16 protein-coding genes, 1 tRNA gene and 3 pseudogenes are annotated in these 21,002 nt (G+C 68.0%); 10 read left to right on the plus strand and 10 right to left on the minus strand.

The window, feature by feature from the left end; genetic code table 11:
- Positions 1–60 precede the first annotated feature (60 nt).
- The gene (locus tag ACV7NL_RS02705; RefSeq protein WP_463354845.1) at positions 61–2,205 is read right to left on the minus strand and encodes a helicase-related protein; all 2,145 of its coding nucleotides are present in this window, start codon (positions 2,203–2,205) and stop codon (positions 61–63) included.
- A 149-nt stretch (positions 2,206–2,354) separates the two neighbouring features.
- The gene (locus ACV7NL_RS02710) at positions 2,355–2,858 is read right to left on the minus strand and encodes a YciE/YciF ferroxidase family protein (protein WP_056181863.1); all 504 of its coding nucleotides are present in this window, start codon (positions 2,856–2,858) and stop codon (positions 2,355–2,357) included.
- 502 nt (positions 2,859–3,360) lie between these two features.
- Between ACV7NL_RS02710 and ACV7NL_RS02715 the strand changes: the two genes are divergently transcribed.
- Positions 3,361–3,702, plus strand: coding sequence for a hypothetical protein (locus ACV7NL_RS02715; RefSeq protein WP_056181867.1), 342 nt, complete (start codon positions 3,361–3,363; stop codon positions 3,700–3,702).
- A 5-nt stretch (positions 3,703–3,707) separates the two neighbouring features.
- Here ACV7NL_RS02715 and ACV7NL_RS02720 read toward each other — a convergent pair whose 3' ends face one another.
- Both ACV7NL_RS02720 and ACV7NL_RS02725 read right to left on the minus strand, forming a co-directional pair.
- Complete coding sequence (locus ACV7NL_RS02720) at positions 3,708–4,292, minus strand: sigma-70 family RNA polymerase sigma factor (protein WP_463354846.1); 585 nt, start codon at positions 4,290–4,292, stop codon at positions 3,708–3,710.
- Positions 4,289–4,618 (minus strand): NepR family anti-sigma factor, encoded by a 330-nt coding sequence (locus ACV7NL_RS02725; RefSeq protein WP_463354847.1) that lies wholly within the window; start codon positions 4,616–4,618, stop codon positions 4,289–4,291. Before ACV7NL_RS02725 ends, ACV7NL_RS02720 begins: the two co-directional genes overlap by 4 nt.
- Before the next feature lie 407 nt (positions 4,619–5,025).
- Between ACV7NL_RS02725 and ACV7NL_RS02730 the strand changes: the two genes are divergently transcribed.
- A complete protein-coding gene (locus tag ACV7NL_RS02730) occupies positions 5,026–5,955 on the plus strand; it encodes a glutaminase (RefSeq protein WP_056182011.1) in 930 nt (309 codons plus the stop codon).
- 20 nt (positions 5,956–5,975) lie between these two features.
- Here ACV7NL_RS02730 and ACV7NL_RS02735 read toward each other — a convergent pair.
- Together ACV7NL_RS02735 and ACV7NL_RS02740 are read right to left on the minus strand one after the other, a co-directional pair.
- Positions 5,976–6,161, minus strand: a pseudogene (locus ACV7NL_RS02735) (transcriptional regulator); the annotation flags it as partial.
- 284 nt (positions 6,162–6,445) lie between these two features.
- Positions 6,446–7,486 (minus strand): glutamine synthetase beta-grasp domain-containing protein, encoded by a 1,041-nt coding sequence (locus tag ACV7NL_RS02740; protein ID WP_056181877.1) that lies wholly within the window; start codon positions 7,484–7,486, stop codon positions 6,446–6,448.
- A 196-nt stretch (positions 7,487–7,682) separates the two neighbouring features.
- Here ACV7NL_RS02740 and ACV7NL_RS02745 point away from each other — a divergent pair, with 196 nt between their 5' ends.
- Positions 7,683–8,789, plus strand: a complete 1,107-nt coding sequence (locus ACV7NL_RS02745) for a cytochrome-c peroxidase (protein ID WP_463354848.1) — start codon at positions 7,683–7,685, stop codon at positions 8,787–8,789.
- A gap of 28 nt (positions 8,790–8,817) precedes the next feature.
- Here ACV7NL_RS02745 and ACV7NL_RS02750 read toward each other — a convergent pair whose 3' ends face one another.
- Positions 8,818–8,979, minus strand: a complete 162-nt coding sequence (locus tag ACV7NL_RS02750) for a hypothetical protein (protein ID WP_200935883.1) — start codon at positions 8,977–8,979, stop codon at positions 8,818–8,820.
- 318 nt (positions 8,980–9,297) lie between these two features.
- On the opposite strand from ACV7NL_RS02750, the gene ACV7NL_RS02755 reads away from it, so the two are divergent.
- On the plus strand, positions 9,298–10,299 hold the full coding sequence (locus tag ACV7NL_RS02755; protein ID WP_463354849.1) for a hypothetical protein: 1,002 nt from the start codon (positions 9,298–9,300) through the stop codon (positions 10,297–10,299).
- Positions 10,300–10,405: 106 nt separating this feature from the next.
- Here ACV7NL_RS02755 and ACV7NL_RS02760 read toward each other — a convergent pair whose 3' ends face one another.
- Positions 10,406–10,753, minus strand: coding sequence for a cupredoxin domain-containing protein (locus ACV7NL_RS02760; protein WP_056485102.1), 348 nt, complete (start codon positions 10,751–10,753; stop codon positions 10,406–10,408).
- A gap of 266 nt (positions 10,754–11,019) precedes the next feature.
- Between ACV7NL_RS02760 and ACV7NL_RS02765 the strand changes: the two genes are divergently transcribed.
- Positions 11,020–13,869, plus strand: a complete 2,850-nt coding sequence (locus ACV7NL_RS02765) for an EAL domain-containing protein (protein ID WP_463354850.1) — start codon at positions 11,020–11,022, stop codon at positions 13,867–13,869.
- A gap of 98 nt (positions 13,870–13,967) precedes the next feature.
- Here ACV7NL_RS02765 and ACV7NL_RS02770 read toward each other — a convergent pair whose 3' ends face one another.
- The gene (locus ACV7NL_RS02770; RefSeq protein ID WP_056181892.1) at positions 13,968–14,270 is read right to left on the minus strand and encodes a hypothetical protein; all 303 of its coding nucleotides are present in this window, start codon (positions 14,268–14,270) and stop codon (positions 13,968–13,970) included.
- A 231-nt stretch (positions 14,271–14,501) separates the two neighbouring features.
- On the opposite strand from ACV7NL_RS02770, the gene htpG reads away from it, so the two are divergent.
- From htpG to ACV7NL_RS02795, 5 genes and pseudogenes are all read left to right on the plus strand, one after another.
- Positions 14,502–16,337: a molecular chaperone HtpG gene (gene htpG / locus ACV7NL_RS02775; protein ID WP_056181895.1), complete on the plus strand. Its 1,836-nt coding sequence runs from the start codon at positions 14,502–14,504 to the stop codon at positions 16,335–16,337.
- A 163-nt stretch (positions 16,338–16,500) separates the two neighbouring features.
- Positions 16,501–18,168, plus strand: coding sequence for a DEAD/DEAH box helicase (locus ACV7NL_RS02780; protein WP_463354851.1), 1,668 nt, complete (start codon positions 16,501–16,503; stop codon positions 18,166–18,168).
- 95 nt (positions 18,169–18,263) lie between these two features.
- Positions 18,264–18,339, plus strand: a tRNA-Thr gene (locus ACV7NL_RS02785).
- 89 nt (positions 18,340–18,428) lie between these two features.
- Positions 18,429–18,888: pseudogene (locus ACV7NL_RS02790) on the plus strand (IS701 family transposase); the annotation flags it as partial.
- Positions 18,889–18,902: 14 nt separating this feature from the next.
- Positions 18,903–19,477, plus strand: a pseudogene (locus tag ACV7NL_RS02795) (transposase); the annotation flags it as partial.
- Between the two features lie 506 nt (positions 19,478–19,983).
- Here ACV7NL_RS02795 and ACV7NL_RS02800 read toward each other — a convergent pair.
- Positions 19,984–20,937, minus strand: a complete 954-nt coding sequence (locus ACV7NL_RS02800) for an AraC family transcriptional regulator (RefSeq protein ID WP_463354852.1) — start codon at positions 20,935–20,937, stop codon at positions 19,984–19,986.
- Between the last annotated feature and the right edge of the window lie 65 nt (positions 20,938–21,002).

Genomic DNA, 21,002 nt, shown 5'->3' on the forward strand with positions numbered 1-21,002 from the left:
CGTCGGGGAGGGGTCGCCCCTCCCCTGGGCCGTCCGGCGATCGAACGCGGCGCCGGGCGCTCAGCGTCCACTGCCGGCGCGGCGTGTGCGCCGCTCGACCTTGCGGGTTGCCGTCTCCCGCAGGTGGCGCTCGATCTCCCCGTTGGCGCGTCCTCGCATGGCGCGCATCGCTTCGGCATCGTCGAAGGTCTCGGGAAAGCGCCGCGACAGCCAGAGATAGGCGCTGGCGAGCTTCACCGTCCGCTCCTGGTAGACGAGTTCCCCCGCCAGGTTCGCGCGCAGGGCAGGCACCGTCGTGCCAGCCGCCCGTGCCTGGGTCCAGCGCTCCAGCATGCCGAGGGAGACCGGATCGCGCCGGTCCACCGGGCAGACCGAGAACGCGAACTTCTCCGCGATCGGCAGCCGCGCCTTGTCGACCACTCGGGCGATCTCCAGGATTTCCTCCAGGGCCGAGGGCTGGAACGGCGATCCGGCATAGAAGGTGGCACGCGCGAAATGCGCCAGCACCTCGCGCAGGCTGTCCGTGCGCATCTCCTCGGCCACCGAGTTGATGGCGATGAGGTCGGGCCGCACGAAGAAACGGGTATCGGCGGCCGGCGCCGTGGGCGCTCCCGCGAGCGCCGCACGGATCGGCTCCAGTCCGGTCTCGTCCACGGCAGCGACGTAGCCCTCGTCCTGATGCCCGAAGCGCCCGGCGCGGCCCGCGATCTGGCGGATCTCCGAATTGGTCAACGCCCGCTCCCCGACCCCGTCCCACTTGCGCACGGCCGAGAATACGACCCGCTTGAGGGGGCCGAGGTTGAGGCCCATGCCGATGGCATCCGTGGTGACCAGGACGTCGGCCTCGCCCGCGCGGAAGCGCGCGGCCTCGGCCCGGCGCACCTCCGGTGAGAGCGCGCCGTAGATTGTCGCCACCCGGTGGCCCGCCGCCACCAGGATCTCGCGATTCTCGTGGACGGCCCTTCGCGAAAACGCCACGACCGCGTCGCCCGGCGTCACGTCTTCGAGGGGTACCGGCACCTCCTGCAACACCAGGGGGGTCTTGCGCACGAAAGTGACGACCTCGAGGGATTCGTTGGCTGCCTCCGCCGCCCGTCGCACGGCGGCCAGCGCATCGTCCGAGCCGCACACCACCACAGTGCGGGCGGCCACGCCGAACAGGGCGTTGGTCCAAGCCCAGCCCCGGTCGGGGTCGGCGATCATCTGGATTTCGTCGATGACCGCGACGTCGACGGGCCGCGTCAGGTCGGCGGTTTCGATGGTGCGGGCGGTGTGGGTCGGGTTCAGGTCGCCGAGGGTCTCCTCGCCCGTCACCATCCCGGCGCGCAGGCCGCGCTCGGCCAGAGCCTCGTAGTTCTCCAGGGCGAGGAGGCGCAGGGGCGCCAAGTAGGTGCCGGTGGGCGCGGCGCGCAGCATCTCCAGGGCCGCATAGGTCTTACCGGAATTGGTCGGCCCCATGTGGAAGATGATGCGCCGGCTGAGGCGTCGGGCCGCGGTGAACTTCTCGATGTAGGCGCCGAAGCCCACCTGGTCGCGCAGGCGGCGCAGGCGCGAATCCTCGCGCGCCACGTTGCGGGCGCGGGCGCGCACGCCCTTGAGCGTGTCGGTCAGGGACTGATTCAGGTTCGGCGAGAGCTGGAAGGCCCGCGACCGCAGCGAGCGGTCGAGATGGTCGATATAGGTCACCGCGTCGGCGCCGACCTCGCGCAAGTCCTCTGCGACCTGGTCGCGCAGGCGCTCCACCGCCCGGCGCAGGGACTTCGCGCTCCGGACCGCGGTTTCGGCGACGGCGGCGCGCAGTTCGTCGAGGCGCCAGCTCGGGTCGTTGCGATGGGCCATCCCGGAGAGGATGCCGGCGATTCCCGTCTCGGGAGCCGCATCGACCCGGAGGTCGAGGCGGCCCCCGTCCAGGATGGGGATCAGGGTCCGGATCGTCCAGGCGATGCTGCCATCCCGCATCACCGCGGCGCGCAGGGCCGGCACCGCCTTCCTCACGGTGGCGACACCGCCCTCCGAGAAGGCGCGGCGCGCCTTCAGCTCGCGCAGCGCCTTGGCCACCACCGCATCCTCGACGAAGCCGCCATATTCGGGCAGGCCGAGATGGAGCCGCAGGGCATCCAATTCGACGCTCCGGGGCGGCAGGCCGAGGCGCATGGCTACCTCGGCCAGGATCTCGTTCGTCGGTCGCGCGCGCTTGCGGGCCATGGGCTCTCGTCGGGGAGTCGTTCACCGCCACGGACGGGCGACCGGGCCGCGCCAGGGTGCGCGGGACGCGGCCCAAAAAGCAACGGCCCGCATCAGCGCAAGATCCCCACGTCGGCCGGTTGGTGACCGCTTCGTGCGCGGCGCGCCGGTCAGGCGGCGCGCTGGTTGACTTGCCGCTCGGCCATGGCGGTGAGCAGGTGGTCGGTCGCCTTCTCCTCGTCGAGGTTCTGCTGGAGGACACCCGCGCAATCGTCGCGCCCCAGGCGCTTGGCCCAGGCGATCAGCGTGCCGTAGCGGGTGATTTCGTAATGCTCGACGGCCTGCGCGGAGGCGACGAGGGCCGCATCCAGCACATCCTTGTCGGCGATCTCGCCGGCGACCTCGTTGGCTTCCTCGATGATGCCGTTGATCGCCGGGCAGGTCACGGCCTTCGGACTGTGGCCATGCATCTGAAAGACCTTCTCCAGGCGCTGGATCTGGGTCTCGGTCTGGCGCAGGTGGGTCTCGAAGCTCTGCTTCAGCTCCGGATGCGTCGCCTTGGCGATCATCTTGGGCAACGCCTTCGTGATCTGATTCTCGGCGTAGTAGATGTCCTGCAGGGTGTGAACGAAGAGATCGTCGAGGGTTTTGATGTCTCGGGTGAACAGGCCCATGCGTGCCTCCACTGGTGTCCGGTGCGGTTTCGAAGGGGCTGGCAATGACCGTCCGGTGCGCCCCTCGTGCTCGCCGCCGCGCGGCAGGTTCGCTGTCCCCTATGTCGATCGAGCGCGATTCCAGGTTTCGGCAACGCGGAACTTCGACACGAGTGAAGCTTCGACAAACCATGACTTCAGCTGACCGGCCGCAGCAATTTAGGCGAGCACGACATGAAAACCGGTCCTTTGCGCTCCGTGTTCCCTGATGGCCAGGATCAACCATTGATTTGGTCACAGAATAAGTCACCCCATGACTTTTCGAGCGACAACCCAGAGTGGTTTTCAATTACGACTTGATCCAAGTTATTTAACGCTCCGCTTCCTTCTTGTTAACGGGATCACGGGGTTCGGATTCGCGTCGCAGCGCGCAGAGGGAGGCGAGGTTCGCCATGCCCGACGCGGGTGGCTCGACGCGGGCCGTCACCCCTTACGCGTCAACACACGTCAGGGAAGCGAGACGATGCACGAGAATTCCGCCGGACCGGCCGCATTCTGGGCCTCGGTGGCGCACGACGTCACGTCACGGGTCGAGCCGGTGCTGGCTCGCGAAGGCCAGATTCGTGAAGGCAAGGTTCGTGAGGGCAAGGCTCGTGAGGGCAAGGCTCGCGGAGGCCAGGTTCGTGAAGGCCAGGTCCGCGAAGGCGTGATCGAATACCTGCGCGATCTCGAGGCTGTGGCCCTGCGGGAGGGCAGCAGCCGCGAGGCCCTGCAGGTGATCGCCTCCGGCCGGCGCCTGCTCGGAGACCGCAGCGAGGTGCCGGCCGACAAGATCGCCCGCGCAGTGCGAAGCGCCCTGGTCTGAACTCGCTACCCGGGGGGCGACCCCAGGGCCGCCCGCGTGAAGGCATCGGCGCCGATATCGTCGGTGCCGTTCATGCCCAGGCTCTCGATGAGCCGTCCGCGCGCCCGGCTGACGCGACTCTTCATGGTGCCCACGGCCACGCCGCAGATCTCGGCCGCCTCCTCGTAGGTGAAGTTCTGCGCACCCACGAGCACCAGGGCCTCGCGCTGGCTGAACGGCAGGGTGTTCAGGGCTTCCTGGAACTCGAGCATCTCGACGCGGATCTCTTGCTCGGGCAGGCTCGTGAGGCGCCCCGCCAGGGCACCGTCGGCATCTTCCACCTCGCGCTTGCGCTTGCGCTGCTCCGAATAGAACAGGTTGCGCAGGATGGTGAACAGCCAGGCGGTGAGGTTGGTCCCCCGCGTGAAGCTGTCGGCCTTGGTCCAGGCGCGCACCAGGGTGTCCTGCACGAGGTCGTCGCTGCGGTCGAGATCGTAGGTCAGCGAGAAGGCGAAGGCGCGCAGCGCGGGAATCGCGCCGAGCAGCAGATTGCGCATCTCGTCATCGGCGCCCCGTGGGGTACCGACCGGGCTCTGCATCGCGGCGTTCATGAAGATCCTCGCGTGTTGCTGCGGGTGGCCAGATCGGCGAGGAGTGCGTCGAAACGGTCGGGAAGGGGCTGTTGCAGCACCTCGGCGTAGAGGAGGCGCAGGTTGCGGCCGATGCGCCGGCGGGCCTCCGGCGTCATGCCGGTCTGCGAAGCGCGCCGAGGGACGGACAGGGCGTGGGGCACGACACCCGCAGGACCACCGAGAACCGCCTCTGTCGCCGCCGCGGGGACTCTCGATGCATCGGCGGCGATGCAGAGAGCCGGCGTGCCGGAGAACGAATTGCCGCCCAGGAGGCTCAGGTTCGGTTCGCTCGAATCAGTGCTCATCGCTGCCCATCGCTCGACGGCAGCTTCGGGAGAGCCCGGAGCGCCGTCATTTCGGCCGCCGTGCTACGGCTGCGCGATTTAACGGCCACTGAAAAACGCATTCATCGGATCTTAAGTCTGCGAATGCAGCCGAAAGACCATGCCCTTTATCCGGAAACGATTAGATACAAACTTGAACTCTCAATCAAGCATCACCATGGCAGCGGTATAGTCCACGGATGCTGTCGCTAAGCTGAACCGTACGCCGCCGCGAACGACCTGTGCACCGGCAACGACCGGCGGCTCACCCGTCCGCACGCTTCGCGTTCGCCGTGGCCCGGCGTTTGCCCGATCCTTGCCTGACGCTTGCCGGGTCTTTGCCCGCCCTTCGTAGCCTCCAGCGGAACTCCCATCCGATGCCGTCAGACGTGCCCGACCTCGACCGTGTCGTCCGCGAGATCACCGACGAGATGCGGGATCGGCAGGACCGCGGCGAGGTGGCGACCTACATACCCGAACTCGCGCGCGTCGATGCCGGGGCCTTCGGCCTCGTGGTGATCGACGCCGAGGGCCGGGTCGCGGCCGGCGGCGACTGCGACGTGCCGTTCTCGATCCAGAGCATCTCGAAGGTCTTTACCCTGACCCTCGCCCTCGGCATGGCCGGCGACCGGCTCTGGCGCCGCGTCGGGCGCGAGCCATCCGGCAGCCCGTTCAATTCCATCGTCCAGCTGGAACGCGAGCGCGGCATCCCGCGCAATCCCTTCATCAATGCGGGCGCCATCGCGGTCACCGATCTGATCCTCTCGGGCCACCAGCCTCGGGAGGCCCTCGGCGAGATCCTGCGCTTCCTGCAGTTCCTGGCCCAGGACCCCACCATCACCATCGACGAGGCCGTCGCGGCCTCGGAACTGCGCACGGGCTTCCGCAACATGGCGCTGGCCAACTACATGAAATCCTTCGGGGTGCTCGACAACCCGGTCGATTTCACCCTCGGCGTCTACTTTCACCACTGCGCCATCGCCATGTCGTGCCGCCAGCTCGCCATGGCCGGGCGCTTCCTCGCCCATTCCGGGCGCAATCCTTCCACGGGACATTCCGTGGTTTCGCCGGAGCGGGCGCGCCGCATCAACGCGGTGATGCTCACCTGCGGCCATTACGACGGTTCCGGCGAGTTCGCCTACCGGGTCGGCCTGCCCGGCAAGAGCGGCGTCGGCGGCGGCATCCTGGCGATCGCTCCCGGCAAGGCCTCGATCGCCGTCTGGTCGCCCGGACTCGACACCTCGGGCAACTCACACCTCGGGCGGATCGCCCTGGAGATGCTGACGAAGCGTCTCGGATGGTCGATCTTCGGGGCGTAAAGGACGCTCGACCTCCGGACCGCTACACGCCACAGGGCGCGGGGGCTTGTCCTTCTGACTCGGCCGTCCCCCCTGTGCCGCACCTCCGACAGGCCGAGCACCAGGGCCTCGATCTCGATCCGGTCAAAGATCTGAGGCGGCAGCGCTCCATCCTCGATCAGGCGATAGCCGTAGCCACGCTCGTGCTCGATCCGGGCTCCGGCTGCCGGACCTGCTGCGGCACTCGCCCTATGCGTGATTCGACAAGTCCGGCGACCCACTCCTCGACGCCTGGATCGACCGCTGCACGGATCGCCCCAGCGCACGCTTGTCTGCCGACTTCGGCGCGCGGTGTCTGGCCACGGCCCAACTGGCCTGGCCGCATCCGGCGCAAAGGTGCCAGCGAAAGGATTTAGCGCCTGCGAAACAGGCAAAAAAGAAGGCCCGCCGCAGGTGATGCGACGGGCCGTGATTTTAAATCGAGCAAGTATCTACGGAAATCGCCTAAATCTTAGGCGGCGGCCTTCTGACTGGTCTCGGTCGGAACCGACGAGATCGTCTTCAGGATCTGCGAAGCGATCTGGTAGGGGTCCCCCTGGCTGTTGGGCCGGCGGTCTTCCAAATAGCCCTTGTACGCGTTGTTGACGAAGCTGTGCGGCACGCGGATCGAGGCGCCGCGATCGGCGACGCCGTAGCTGAACTGGTCGATGGCCGCGGTCTCGTGCTTGCCGGTCAGGCGCATGTGGTTGTCGGGGCCATAGACGGCGATGTGGTCGTCAAGGTTCTCCTTGAAGGCCGCCATCAGCGCCTCGAAATAGGCCTGTCCGCCCACCGTGCGCATGTGCTCGGTCGAGAAGTTGGCATGCATGCCGGAGCCGTTCCAGTCGGTCGCGCCGAGCGGCTTGCAATGGTATTCGACGTCGATCTCGTAGGACTCGCACAGGCGCTGGAGCAGATAGCGGGCGACCCACATCTCGTCGGCGGCCTTTTTGGAGCCCTTGCCGAAGATCTGGAACTCCCACTGGCCCTTGGCCACCTCGGCATTGATGCCCTCGTGGTTGATGCCGGCGTCGAGGCAGAGGTCGAGGTGCTCCTCGACGATCTTGCGGGCGATGCTGCCGACTTCCTTGTAGCCGACGCCGCAATAGTACGGGCCCTGCGGAGCCGGGTATCCGGCGGCGGGGAAGCCGAGCGGGCGGCCGTCCTTGTAGAAGAAATACTCCTGCTCGAAGCCGAACCAGGCGCCGTCATCGTCCAGGATGGTGGCGCGCTTGTTCGATGCGTGCGGCGTGACGCCATCGGGCATCATGACTTCGCACATCACCAGCACGCCGTTCTTGCGGGTGGAATCGGGGAAGTGCCGCACGGGCTTGAGCATGCAGTCGGAGCTGCCGCCCTCGGCCTGCATCGTCGAGCTGCCGTCGAAGCCCCAGAGCGGAAGCTGCTCGAGCGTCGGGAACCCGTCGAACTCCTTGATCTGGGTCTTGCCGCGCAGGTTCGGCACCGGGGTGTAGCCGTCGAGCCAGATATACTCGAGTTTGTATTTCGTCATGCCGAGCCTCTCGTCCTGTAGCGATGCGACATCCGAGGACACCTGAGCGGATGCGCAGCCATCGCTGGCTGGGCCGGCCTAAGCAACGATCGCGCCAGACGTTCCGGAACCCGGGATGCGGCAAATGGACCATAACAACCGGCGTGAGATTTCCTTAACGGGTTCCCACTAGCGCTGGCAGGATCAGGAGATCGCGATGCGCAGACAGGTCGGGAGCATGCTCGCGGGCGCCGCCCTGATTGCCGCCATGGCGTCGGGGTTCGGCATCGGGTCCTTGGGGGCGGGCGAGCCGAGGGGAACCAGGGCCGGCACGGTGCAGGCCGAGGCTGCGGCCCTGCGCGAAACCTATCGACGCGTCGACGAGCCGGTCCATCCGGCGAACAATCCCTACAGCGCCGCGAAATCCGAACTCGGTCAGCGCCTGTTCTTCGATCCGCGGCTTTCGGGCGGTGGCACGATGAGTTGCGCCAGTTGCCACATTCCGTCCCGGTCGTGGAGCGATGGCCGGCCGCGCGGCATCGGCGAGACCGGTGCGGCGATGAAGGTGCGCACGCCGACCCTCCTCGACGTCGCCCAGATCCCGATCTTGGGGTGGGACGGCAAGTTTCGCGATCTCGAGAATGTCGCCTTCACGCCGATCACGAGCGCGAGCGCGATGAACCTGCCCGAAGACACGCTGATGCAGCGCCTCCGGGCCGAGCCCACTTACGTCCGGGCCTTCGCCGACGCCTTCCCGGATCACACCACGGCAGCCTCCGCCCCCGGCGCTCCCCCTGAAAGCGCGATCAGCCGCCGCACCGTCGAGCTGGCCCTGGCCACCTTCCAGCGCTCCATCGTATCCGGCGAAGCCCCGTTCGACCGCTGGGTCGCCGGAAACGAGGACGCCATCAGCCCGAGCGCAAAGGCCGGCTTCGCGGTGTTCAACGGCAAGGGCCAGTGCGCGGCCTGCCATTCCGGCTGGACCTTCACCGACGGCTCCTTCCACGACATCGGCGCCGGCACCGGTGGCGACATCGGCCGGGCCGCGTTCTTCCCGGACTCGGAGCAGCTGCGCTACGCCTTCAAGACCCCGACCCTGCGCGATGTCGCCGAGCGCGGGCCCTACATGCACGACGGTTCGCTGCAGTCTCTGCAAGAGGTCATCGATCTCTACGATCGCGGCGGCATCGACCGGCCGAGCCGCTCGCCCGCAATTCGGCCGCTCGGCCTGACCGATACCGAGAAGCAGGACCTGATCGCCTTCCTGACCTCCCTGACGGCCGATGGTCCGGCGGCCGTCGCTGCCCAGCATCGCCTCAACTGACGACGCGCCCCTCCGACGAAGCTCGCCCTCAGCGGAACAGCGGCAGGCTCGCGCCCAGAAGTCCGAGTCCGCCGACGAGCAGGCGCCCGGACCAGAGTTCGAGGCGATCGGCCCGGTCCGGTCTCCGCGTGGCCGCGTAGGACAGGCCCGTTCCCAGCATCAGGCTCGACAGGCTCAAAGCTGCGATCATCGGGCCCTTCGGACGAAACGGCAGGTCATGGTTCTTGTCTAACTTTGCCAAGCTTGGCAGGCCAGTTGTCGCCATAGCCTTTCGTTCGCCACCGTCATCAAACTCTGACCGCCGAGGGTCGGATGCGAGGAATACTTCGCGATCGCTGTGAATCAGGGCCCGGACAAGTTAACCATTTGGTAAGATCCGTTAACGAATTCCTTCCGCGAAAGAACAAAGACGCGTAGTTTTTACCGACCGGCAAGCCCCCGCGCCGGCGTCGTGAACAAGGCCTCCCCCATGCACCCTGGAAGACGCTGGCTGCCGCATGGCGCAGTCATGATGACGACGACGCTCCTCACCCTCGCCGGCACGAATGCCGCGATGGCGCACGTCAAATGGTTCTGTGCCTACGATCTCGTCGGCGCCCCGCGCGGCCTCGACGAAGTCCTGTGCGCGGATTTCGAGAAGCTGGTCGGCCTCTCGGTCCTCGCCCTGCTGGTGGGGGGGCTCCTCGAGGGAACGGTGCTGGGGGCAGCACTGATCCGATCCCTCGACCGCACCACCGCCTGGGCGCGCGCCAACACCGAACTGATGTTCCGGGCGGTACTGGGCGCCTTCTTCGTCGCGCTCTGGACGCTGGGCGGCATTATCCTGACTCCAGAGCTGAAAACCGCCAACACCGCCCTGCCCTGGTTCCAGCTCGCCATCGCCACCGGGTTCCTGTGGCGCCGGACGATGCCCCTCTCGGCCCTGGGGATCGTCGTGCTGTTCGCGACCGCGGTGGCCGAGTACGGCGCATTCCACCTCGCCGACTATCCGATCTTCCTCGGACTCGCCGGCTATTGCGCCCTGACCGGCCTCGGCCGCGCGCTGCCCGGAAACGTCCGGCCGCTCGATCTCGTGCGCTACACCGCCGCCGTGACCCTGATGTGGGCCTCGGTCGAGAAATGGGCCTATCCTCAATGGTCCTATCCGCTCTTCATCGAACATCCCGCCATGACACTCGGGTTCACGGGCGAGTTCTTCATGAAGGCCGCCGGGGCGGTGGAGTTCGCGCTCGCCTTCGCGCTGGTCTGCACGCCGCTCGTCCGCCGGGTCGCCGCGATCCTGCTGGCCGCCACCTTCGTCACGGCGATCTTCGAGTTCGGGAAGATCGACGCGATCGGCCATGCCCCGATCATCGTCGCCATGGTGGCGATCGCCGCCGACAACGCCACGGCGCCCTACCGCCTGCGCAGCCTGGCCCTGACGCCCGTGGGCTTCGGGGCGGCCCTCGCGGCCTTCATCGGGCTCTACTACGGCGCCCATGCGCTGCTGCAGGGCTCGACCGTGCTTTAGAGGGTGTCCGGGATCAGCGGAAACCGGTTATCCCGACACGACAAACGAAAGCCTCTCGCGGCCGAGACCGCCTCGGCGGCGGGAGGCGGAAGGCTCCCGCGGGACCTCAGTGGCCGTCGACGCGGACGGTCAGGCGCATCTTGGGATGGATGCCGCACAAAACCGCGAAGGTCCCGGGTACGGTGAAGACCACCTGGGTCCGGCTTCCGGGCTTCAGGTCCCCGGAATCGAAGCTGAAGTCGGGCGCGTCGATGTAGACGTGGTGGAGGAGGTCGCCATCGTCATTGACGATCTCCACCCGCGCGCCCCGCGACACATTCAGGGCGTTCGGCTGGAAGGCGCGCCCCTTCTGCGAAACGTGCAGGCTCGGAGTTCCGACGGCCGCCAGAGCGAGGCCGGCGCTGGCCGCCCCCAGAAATCCGAACGCCACGCAGAATGAGGTCAGGCGCCGCATCCGTTCTCCATCCGCTCGTAATGCCGTGGCCTTCCGCTTGGCCCGTCGACATCGAACGAACGACCGGACAATCGACGGGAAGACTCGGCACCACGACCCCTGTCATAACGGAGTGAACGGGCGGTTAAGGTCGAAACGCTCAAGGCATGCAGCAAGATCGCTTTAACATATCTCGATTATTCTTCTTTGGCAGGGGCAACGGGACAGCAGTGATGACGTTTCCGGAAACCCCGATGCCGTCGCGTTTCCGAGGCCGCCGGAGTTTGATGGAAGCATTCGGCACGATAACCGGCAAGTTGCTTGGCACGATCCGGGGATGGATCGTCATCGCTTTCCTGATCATGAGCGCGATCACCGGAGCGCTCGGATTGTCGGCCGCCTCCAGCATCCGCCGGACCGACGAACTCGTCAGCCAGACCTTCGACCGCTCGCTGATGTCGATCAACTACGCGCGCGCCGCCGCCACCGATTTCGCCGGGATGCGGACGGCCGAAGCGCGGCGCTGGATGGTCACCAACCCGGCGGCCCGCACGGTTCTCGACGAGCGCCTCGTCGGTCTGCAGCGCCTGCTCGCCGAGGACCTTGAGATCGCCGTGGAGCGCGCCCAGTCCGAGCGGGCGACGCGAGCGGCGCAGGCGGCCGAGCAGGCGGTCGCCGCCTGGACGGAGGCGCGGGCCAGGATCACCGATCTCGGCCGGGACGAAGCGGCCTATGCGGACCTGGACCGCCACGCCGCCGTGGCGGAGGAAAACTTCGACCTGTTCATCAACTACACCGCGGGCGACGGCTTCATCTATCGTCAGCAGGCCCGCGCCATCGTGGCTCGGGAGACCCGGTTCAATCTCCTCGGAACCCTCATCGCCGTGCTCTTGTCCGGCACCGTGGCGTTCTGCCTGGCACGCCGCATCATGAACCCGCTCGCCGATGCCTCGCGGGCGGCCACCCGCATCGCGGGCGGCGATCTCAGCGGCACCATGCCGGCCGGCGGCGGCGACGAGGTCGGAACCCTGCTGGCCGCCATGGGCACCATGCGGGACAACATCCGCCATGCCATGGAGAAGGAGGTCGCGCAGCGGATTTCCGCCGAGGACCAGCTCGCTGACGCCCTGGAGACCTCGCGGGAAGGCATCGTCGTCGTCGACGAGGCCGGACGGATCACCCTGACCAACAGCCAGGCGGAGGATTATCTCGGCCTCTCCTCCGGTACTCTGGCACCGGGCAGCACGATCGCCCGTCTCTCCGAGGGCCATGGCGGCGGTTCGGGCCCGCTCGCCCGGGCTCTCCTGTCCGCCACCGACGAGCGCAGCGAACTCCGCCTCGCCGACGGCCGCTGGCTCCGGATCAGCCGGAGCGACACCCGCACCGGCGGGTTCATCGCGGTCTGCAGCGACATCACCCTGCTCAAGATCCAGGAGGCGACCCTCCAATCCACCAACCTGCGGCTCGACACCGCCCTCGACAACATGTCCCAGGGCCTGTGCCTGTTCGATTCCACCGGGCGGCTCACCGTCGTGAACCGGCGCTACTGCGAGATCTTCGGCCTCGCTTCGGCGCAGCTCCCCTTCGGCCTGACCTACCACGAGGTCGCGTCCTTGAGCGCCGCGCGGTGCGACTACCCGGAGCCGGCGCCGGACGCCTTCGTCCGCGCGCAGGCCGAAACCGCGAGCGGCGGCACCGTGGACGCGGATTTCCTCCATCTCGGCGATGGCCGGGTGGTCGCCGTCTCGCACAAGGCGGTGCGCGGGGGCGGCCTTGTGGCGACCTACGAGGACGTGACCGAGCGCCGGGAAGCCGATGCCCGCATCGCCTTCATGGCCCGCCACGACGTTCTCACCGGCCTGCCGAACCGGGCGATGTTCGGCGAGCGGATCGAGGAGGCGGTGGCGCATCTCGGCGCCGGCAGCCCGTTCTCGGTGCTCTGCCTCGACCTCGATCGCTTCAAGGAGGTCAACGACACCCTGGGGCATCCGGTGGGCGACGCCCTCCTGCGGGCCGTCGCGGATCGACTCCGGGCCTGCGTGCGGGACGTCGACACCGTGGCGCGTCTCGGCGGCGACGAGTTTGCCATCATCCTGTCGGAGACCGGCCGCCCGCAGGAGGCCGCCGTGCTGGCCCGCCGGATCGTCGAGGTGGTCAGTGCGCCCTACGAGATCGACGGCCATCGCGCCAGCGTCGGCGTGAGCATCGGCGTCTGCTTCGCGCCCGGCGACGGCACGACCTGCGACAAGCTCCTCAAGAACGCCGATGTCGCCCTCTACCGCGCCAAGGCGGATGGGCGCGGAACCTGGCGCTTCTTCGAAGCCGAAATGGATATCAGCCTGCAGGCGCGCCGGGCCCTCGAACTCGATCTGCGCGAGGCGCTGGCGCGCGAAGAATTCGAGCTGCACTACCAGCCGATCTACGATTTCCGTGCCCGCCGCGTCGGGGGCTTCGAGGCGCTGGTTCGCTGGCGCCATCCGGTGCGCGGTCTCGTGCCCCCCGGAGATTTTATCGCCGTCGCCGAGGAGATCGGCCTCATCGTACCGCTGGGAGCCTGGTGCCTCACCACCGCCTGCACCGAGGCGATGCGCTGGCCCGACGGCATCAAGGTCGCGGTCAACGTCTCGGCGGTGCAGTTCCGCGACGAGGTCATCGTCGAGGCGGTGCGCCAGGCCCTGTCGGCGAGCCGCCTCCCCCCGGGACGGCTCGAACTGGAGATCACCGAGTCGGTGCTGCTCAAGGACAACCTGGCCACGCTGGCGACGCTCTACGCCCTGCGCCGCCTCGGAGTGCGGATCGCCATGGACGATTTCGGCACCGGCTACTCATCCCTGAGCTACCTGCGCAGCTTCCCGTTCGACAAAATCAAGATCGACCAGTCGTTCGTGCGCGACATCACCAACAAGACCGATTCCGGCCTGATCGTCCGGGCGGTGATCGGCCTCGGCCTCAGCCTCGGCATGCGCACCACCGCCGAGGGGATCGAGACCGAGGCGCAGTTCGAGCGCCTGCGGAGCGAGGGCTGCGACGAGGGCCAGGGCTATTACTTCGCCCGGCCGAGCCCGGCCAGCGAAGTTCCGAAGGCGATCGAGCGCTGGTCGCGCGGGACCGGCGAGACCGGGCGGGCCGTGGCCTGAAACAGGCCCCTGCCTGAGACAGGTCTTCGTCCCGGAAGTGCAATCGTGTCGGACGGCTCCGGGCATCGCGGGAGCGGTCTCCCGCGCCGGCCCGACGGTCAGTCGACCACCTTGAGGTCGTCGACGGCGACATCGCCGTTCTGGCTCGAGAAGGTCGGCGATCGCCCGTTCGACTGCGAGACGCCGCTGATCTGGTGGTCGCCGCTGTCGTAGGTGGTGAGCTTGCCGTCGGCTTCGATCAGCAGGCGATGCTTGTCGGGAAAGAACGCGTAGCGCATGTCGTTCTGGCCGCCGCTGGTGGAGGGCTGGCCCAGCTCCTGCGGCCACCAGGGATCCGATCCCTTCATCGGCTTCATCGGTTCCATGGGCTTCATGGGGGCCATCGGCTTCATCGGTTCCATCGGTGCCGTCTCGCTCTGGGTGGGTGTGAAGGCACGGCTACGCCCCAGACCCGCGAAGGTTGCATCGCAGCACGGCGGAATCGAAGCGCATCCGCCATGGCGGCCCGATCGTCACCGGAGACATCCGTCCGCCGGGATCGCGGACTCGACCTGGGCCGCCATTGAATTCGCCCCGGCGCGGAGGCATATCGCGCTCGCTTCTCATTCTTTTCGCCATCAGGAGGCGTTCCCTTGAGCGACACCGTGGAACGGCACGAATTCGGTGCCGAAGTCGGCCGCCTGTTGGACCTCGTGGTCCACGCGCTCTATTCCGACCGCGAGATCTTCCTGCGCGAGCTGGTGGCCAATGCCGCCGACGCCATGGACCGGCGCCGCTTCGAGGCGCTGACCGACCAGGCCTCCGCCCTGCCGCCCGATGCCAAGGTCCGCATCGTCCCCGACAAAGCGGCCCGGACCCTGACGCTCTCGGATGCCGGCATCGGCATGACCAAGGCGGAACTGGCCCAGAACCTCGGCACCATCGCGCGCTCGGGCACCCGGGCCTTCAGCCAGAGCCTGGGAGACGCCAAGCCCGAGGACAAGCCGAGCCTGATCGGGCAGTTCGGCGTCGGCTTCTACTCGGCCTTCATGGTCGCCGACCGGGTCACCGTCACCTCGCGCCGCGCCGGCTCGGACGAGGCCTGGACCTGGGCCTCCGAGGGACAGGGCAGCTACACCCTGGAGCCCGCCACCCGCGCAGAGCCCGGCACCGACATCGTCCTGCACCTCAAGGACGATGCCGACGAGTACCTGGAAAGCTACCGGCTCGACCACGTCGTGCGCAAATGGGCCGACCACATCACCGTGCCGATCGCCATCCAGGGCGAGGACGGCAAGGAGGAGAACGCCAACCAGGGCACGGCTCTGTGGCGCAAGGCGAAGTCCGAGGTGACGCCCGAGCAGTACACCGCGTTCTACCGCCATGTCGGCATGAACTTCGACGAGCCCTGGGCCACCCTGCACTGGCGCGCCGAAGGGGCTCTGGAATTCTCCGCCCTGCTGTTCGTGCCCGGCATGAAGCCGTTCCAGGCGGTGGAGGGCGAACGCGCCAGCAAGGTGCGCCTGCATGTCCGGCGCATGTTCATCACCGACGAAGCCGAACTGCTTCCCTCCTGGCTGCGCTTCGTGCAGGGCGTGGTCGACACCGAGGACCTGCCGCTCAACGTCTCGCGCGAGATGCTGCAGGCGACGCCGGTGCTGACCAAGATCCGTCGCGCCGTCACCGGGCGGGTGCTGTCCGAACTCACCACCCGGGCGAAGGACGCCGAGGGCTACCGGCCGTTCTGGGAGAATTTCGGCCCGGTCCTCAAGGAAGGCATCTACGAGGATCACGAGCGCCGGTCCGAGATCGCGCCGCTGCTGCGCTTCCACTCATCGGCCGTCGAGGGCTGGACCTCCCTGCCCGACTACGTCTCCCGCATGAAGGACGGCCAGGACGCGATCTACTACCTCGTGGCCGACGATGCCGACGCCCTCCGGCGCTCGCCGCAGCTCGAAGGCTTCCGGGCGCGCGGGGTCGAGGTGCTGCTGCTCTCCGACCATGTCGACGCGTTCTGGCCGGAGGCACTCGGGCGCTTCGACGACAAGCCCCTGCGCTCGGTCACGCAGGGGTCGGTCGACCTGTCGAAATTCGCCAGCGAGACCCCCGAGGGTGAGGAGGCTCCGGCCTCCGTCGAGGCGCTCGTCGCCGCCCTGAAGACCACGCTGGCGGCGGATGTGTCGGACGTACGAGCCACCGACCGGCTCGTCGAGAGCGCCGTGGTGCTGTCCGCCTCGGGTCATGGCCCCGACCTGCAGATGCAGCGCCTGCTGCGTCGCGCCGGGCGGGGCGCCGGCGGCCTGCCGGTCCTCGAGATCAATCCGCGCCATCCGCTGATCCGCTCCCTCGGGGCCCGGATCGAGGCGCAGGAGGATATCGCCGACGCGGCCGGCACGCTGCTCGACCTGGCCCGCGTCCAGGACGGCGACACGCCGCGCGATCCGGTCGCCTTCGCGCAGAAGATGGCGGCGGCTCTCGCGGCAGCCTGAGCGCGGTCGTCGGAACGACCGGATATCCCGGCGGGCGCATCTCGCCGGGACGATCGGCCGGGCGCCTGCCGGCGGGACATTCCCGGACCCGCCATCGCGCCGACGCGGGACGCGGCAGATTGGCCACGGACGGCGACGCCCGCGGGCGTTAGAACCTCCGCCGATGGACCTTCGACCCTATCAGCGTGCCAGCCTCGATGCCCTGTACGCCGCCTGGACGCGCCGGGCCGGCGCCGGGCTCATCGTCCTGCCCACCGGAGCCGGCAAGTCGCTCGTCATCGCGGTCCTGGTGCGGGAGGTGCTGGATCGCGATCCGGCCCACCGCATCGTCGTCGTCACCCACACCCGCGAGCTGATCGCGCAGAACCACCGCGAACTCCTGGCGCTCTGGCCCGAGGCCCCCGCGGGCATCTATTCCGCCGGGCTGGGACGCCGCGACGCCGGCGCGCAGGTCCTGTTCTGCGGCATCCAGTCGATCTGGAACCGGACGCACGACCTCGACCCGCACGACCTCGACCCGTTCGAGCTCGTCATCGTGGACGAGGCCCATCTCATCCCGCGCGACGCGGAAACCCGCTACGGCCGCTTCCTCGCCGCCCTGCGAACCGCACGCCCCCATCTGCGCGTCGTCGGCCTCACCGCCACGCCCTATCGCCTCGACAGCGGCCGTCTCGACGCGGGTGCGGGCCGGCTGTTCGAGGACATCGTCTACGAGGCCAATGTCGGCGACCTCATCCATCAGGGCTACCTCGCTCCCCTGGTCTCCAAGGCCACCATCACCGCCCTCGACGTGAGCGGCGTGCCGCGGCGCGGCGGCGACTACATTCCCAGTGCCCTCGAGGCGGCGGTGAACCAGGACTGGATCACCCGCGCGGCGGTGGAGGAACTGGTGGGCTACGGGCACGGGCGGCGCGCCTGGCTCGCGTTCTGCGCCGGCATCGCCCACGCCACGGCCGTCCGCGACGCGATCCGGGACGAAGGGTATTCCTGCGAAACCCTCTCGGGCGAGACGCCGAAGCGGATGCGCGACCGCATCGTCCGCGACTTCCGCGAGGGCCGGGTGCGCTGCCTGACCTCGGTGGGCGTGCTCGCCACTGGTTTCAACGTACCCCAGGTCGATCTCATCGCGCTGTTGCGGCCCACGCAAAGCACCGGGCTCTACGTGCAGCAGGTGGGCCGGGCCCTGCGGCGCGCGCCCGGCAAGACCGACGCGCTCATCCTCGATTATGCCGGGCTGGTGCGGATGCACGGCCCCGTCGACATCGTCACCGCCCGCAGCGCGGCGGCGATCCGGGGCCGCGAGGGCGAGATCCGCGCCAAGGCCTGCCCCGGCTGCGGCGCCCTGATCGCCCTCAATGCCAGCACCTGCGAGGCCTGCTGGGTCGAGCCCGACGGGGAGGAGGCCGGCCCGAGCCACGAAGCGTCCGCCGACGATGCACACCCGATCCTCTCCAACCCGGGGCCGGCCCGGACCTCCGCCACCTGGGAGCCCATCGCCGACTGGAGCTTCGCGGCCCGTCCGCGCCCCGGCTTCCCCGACGACCTCGCCGTGACCTTCCACTTGCGCGATGGGCGGCACCACCAGATCGTCATCGGTCTCGCCCAGGCCGGTTACCTGCGCGAGAAGGCGGTGCAGTGGTGGCGGCATCTCGGGGGCGGGCGCGACGCGCCGATGACCGCCGCCGAAGCCCTGGAGCAGACCGATGCCCTCACCCGCCCGGAGGCGATCGAAATCTGGCCGAACGGTCGCCTGACGGAAGCGGTTCGCTATCGTTTCCCGGATGGCCGCACCTTCTCCGACACGCGCCGGCTGGGAGATCTCGTCGCCTAGCCACGGGCTCGCCGTCTCCCGACCGACGATCCGTCCCGCCCCCCCCCGCACCGGACTTGCGCGCCGTTGACGGCCCTGCTAGCGCAAGGCGGCACGCCGGTTTAGCTCAGCTGGTAGAGCAACCGCCTTGTAAGCGGTAGGTCGCGAGTTCAAGTCCCGCAACCGGCACCACCAAAATCTTGGCTAAAGCCCTGTGAAAATAGGGCTTTGGCTAGCTTCGCGCAATCCTTGGGGTTCAGCAGAGAGAGCCTTTCGGCCTGAACCGGAAGGTCTACGCGGCCGACATGCGCCTCGTGCCGCCGACGCGGCGCGTCCGCAAGCCCGTGCCGGACCAGGAGCCGCGGCACGCCGAGGCCATGCTGTCCGATCTGCCCTGGCGGCGTGTGACGTGGCGCCAGGGCACGAAGCGCAAGCTCCCGGCCCGGTTCGCCGCCCTCCGGGTGCGGGTCGGCGACGGTCCGGTCGGGGGACAACCGGCACCTGCCGGGCACCGAGGTCTGGCTCGTGGGCGAGGGGCGCTCGTCGGGCGCGCGCAAGGACTACCTGTCCAACCTACCGCCCGGCACGTCACGACGCGCGCTGGCCGGTACGATCAAGGCGCGTTGGGTCTGCAAGCAGGTTCACCAGCAGCTCAAGGAAGAACTCGGGCTCGATTACTTCGAGGGGCGGTCCTGGACCGGGCTGCATCGACACGCGCTGATGACGTGCATCGCCTGCGCCGACCCGCAGCAATCCTCCGGAAGCTGGCGCGCCAGGGTCTGCGTGGTGTGAAACTGGTGATCTCGGACGCCCACGAGGGCATCAAGGCCTCGGTCGCCAAGGTGATGAACGCAACCTGTCAACGCTGCCGCGTCCACTTCATCAGGAATGTCCTCGCCCATTCCGGCCGCTCGGGTCGCCGCGTCGTCTCGGCCTTCATCGCCACCGCGTTCGCTCGCGGCACGACGCCGAGGCGGCCCGTCTGCAATGGCGGCGGGTCACCGATCAGCTCCGCCCCAAGGTGCCCAAGCTCGCGACCCTGATGGACACGGCCGAGCCCGACGTGCTGGCCGACATGGGCTTCCCGGCCGCTCATCGGGCCAGGCTCCACAGCACGAACCCCCTCGAACGACGGAACGGCGAGATCAAGCGCCGAACCGAGGTCGTGGGCATCTTCCCCGACGAGGCGGCCATCACACGTCTCGTTGGCGCGATCCTGCTCGAACAAAACGACGAATGGGCCGTCCAGCGCTCCCGCTCCATCACCCTGGAAAGCATCGCCCCGATCGGCGATGATCCCCTCGTCAGCCTGCCGACCCTGGCCGCTTGATCCTCCCCGCCCAAGCTGGTCATCGTAGTGGCCCTCACCGAGCTACACCACGCCAAGGGACACGACCCAGCATCCGCTGCGACAACAGCCAAAAGTTGACGTGAAGGCGCTCCGCAAATGGGTTGCCAAGACTGTGTCATGCGTGGTGGACGTTCCCCGCTCGCGCAACTCGCCCGCCAGCGCCCGCATGGTCAGGTCCGGCTTCTCCGCCAACCTTTGGCGCAGCCGATTCGAAACGCTCGCCGTGATCGCAGACGGGCGCCCCCCACCCCGCTTGGCAGGCGTCAGATCAGAACCCGCACGGAGCTTCTGCCCAGGCTGCAACGCACTCGTCGCCAGCACATCGGATCGTCGCGCGACAGAGCGAACTGTTTCCTTCCCCACCGCTGCCGCGGCAATTCGGCTGCGCAGATCCAAAGAGAGCGGCTTCGGCATCGCTGAGAGCCTCCTGCCAACAGTCATACGGAATTAGAAAACAGCGCCGAACGCCAGACCAGCCGATTCTATTATCCGCAGACAGACTCCAGCGGCAGAACCACGCAGAGATCGTGCGCGCGGCCAACGTTGTTCCAGGGGGGCTGGAGATAGACTTTATAGCCACCGCCACCATCCGGCAGAAACATCTCACCCGATCGGGGAAGCCAATCCAGGCTCACGCTCGCATAGGTTTCCAAGATGGAATCAAACGGCTTCCGATGCCGCATGCTGACGTAGCGGCCGGACCGGAATTCGAGGGGCTGGAGAAGCGGATCCTTCACCTCAAGCCCGCGATCGACGATCGCGCAATCGTGCCGGAACAAGTGGTCCGGCGTGATCAGTGGCGTGTCGTACGTGATGCCCACAGCCTCGGCGCGATCCGGGTCGATGCCGATCGACGCGATGTAATGGCAGAAGGTGGTCCAGTGCGATTCGAAGCGCGCGTAAGGCCCGTGAAAGCGCATGGCAAGAAGCGTACAGGGTTGCCGCTCTCCGACGAGCGCCGGTTCACTGCCGGTCGAGCGGGCAACGGAGCGCGCGGGCAGCGCGCGCTGTGCGAACATCCGGTACTGCGAGGGCACGACGCCGAACTGGCGGTGAAAGGCCCGCACGAAAGCTTCGTGGCTGGCATAGCCGGCGTTCAGCGCGATGCGGGTAATCGGCTCACCGCTCATCTGTAGGTTCATGGCGCCGCGGTCGAGGCGCGTCCGGCGCATGTAGGCAGAGGGCGTCTCACCCATCACGTGCTGGAACAAGCGCTGGAAGTGGAACAGGCTGAGCCCGACATGACGCGCGATGTCGGACAGGCCGATCTTCTCGGCCGGCGTGCGCTCGATAAGGCGGATCGCCCGTGCAATCCGGGGCTCGTCGAGCATGAGCGGCGGCGGCCGCTTCGGTGTGCCCGGCGTGCGAGGTGCGATCCTTGGATCCCGAACGAGGAGATCCTGCTCCCACGTGATCTGATCTGCCGGATGTTTTGCCATCGTGCCTCTGCGCGAAGCCGAACCGCAAGTTCGATCAAGTTCGAACGCCTCGTTCAAGCTAAGCC

It is taken from the genome of Methylobacterium sp. Ger2507, assembly GCF_055231875.1.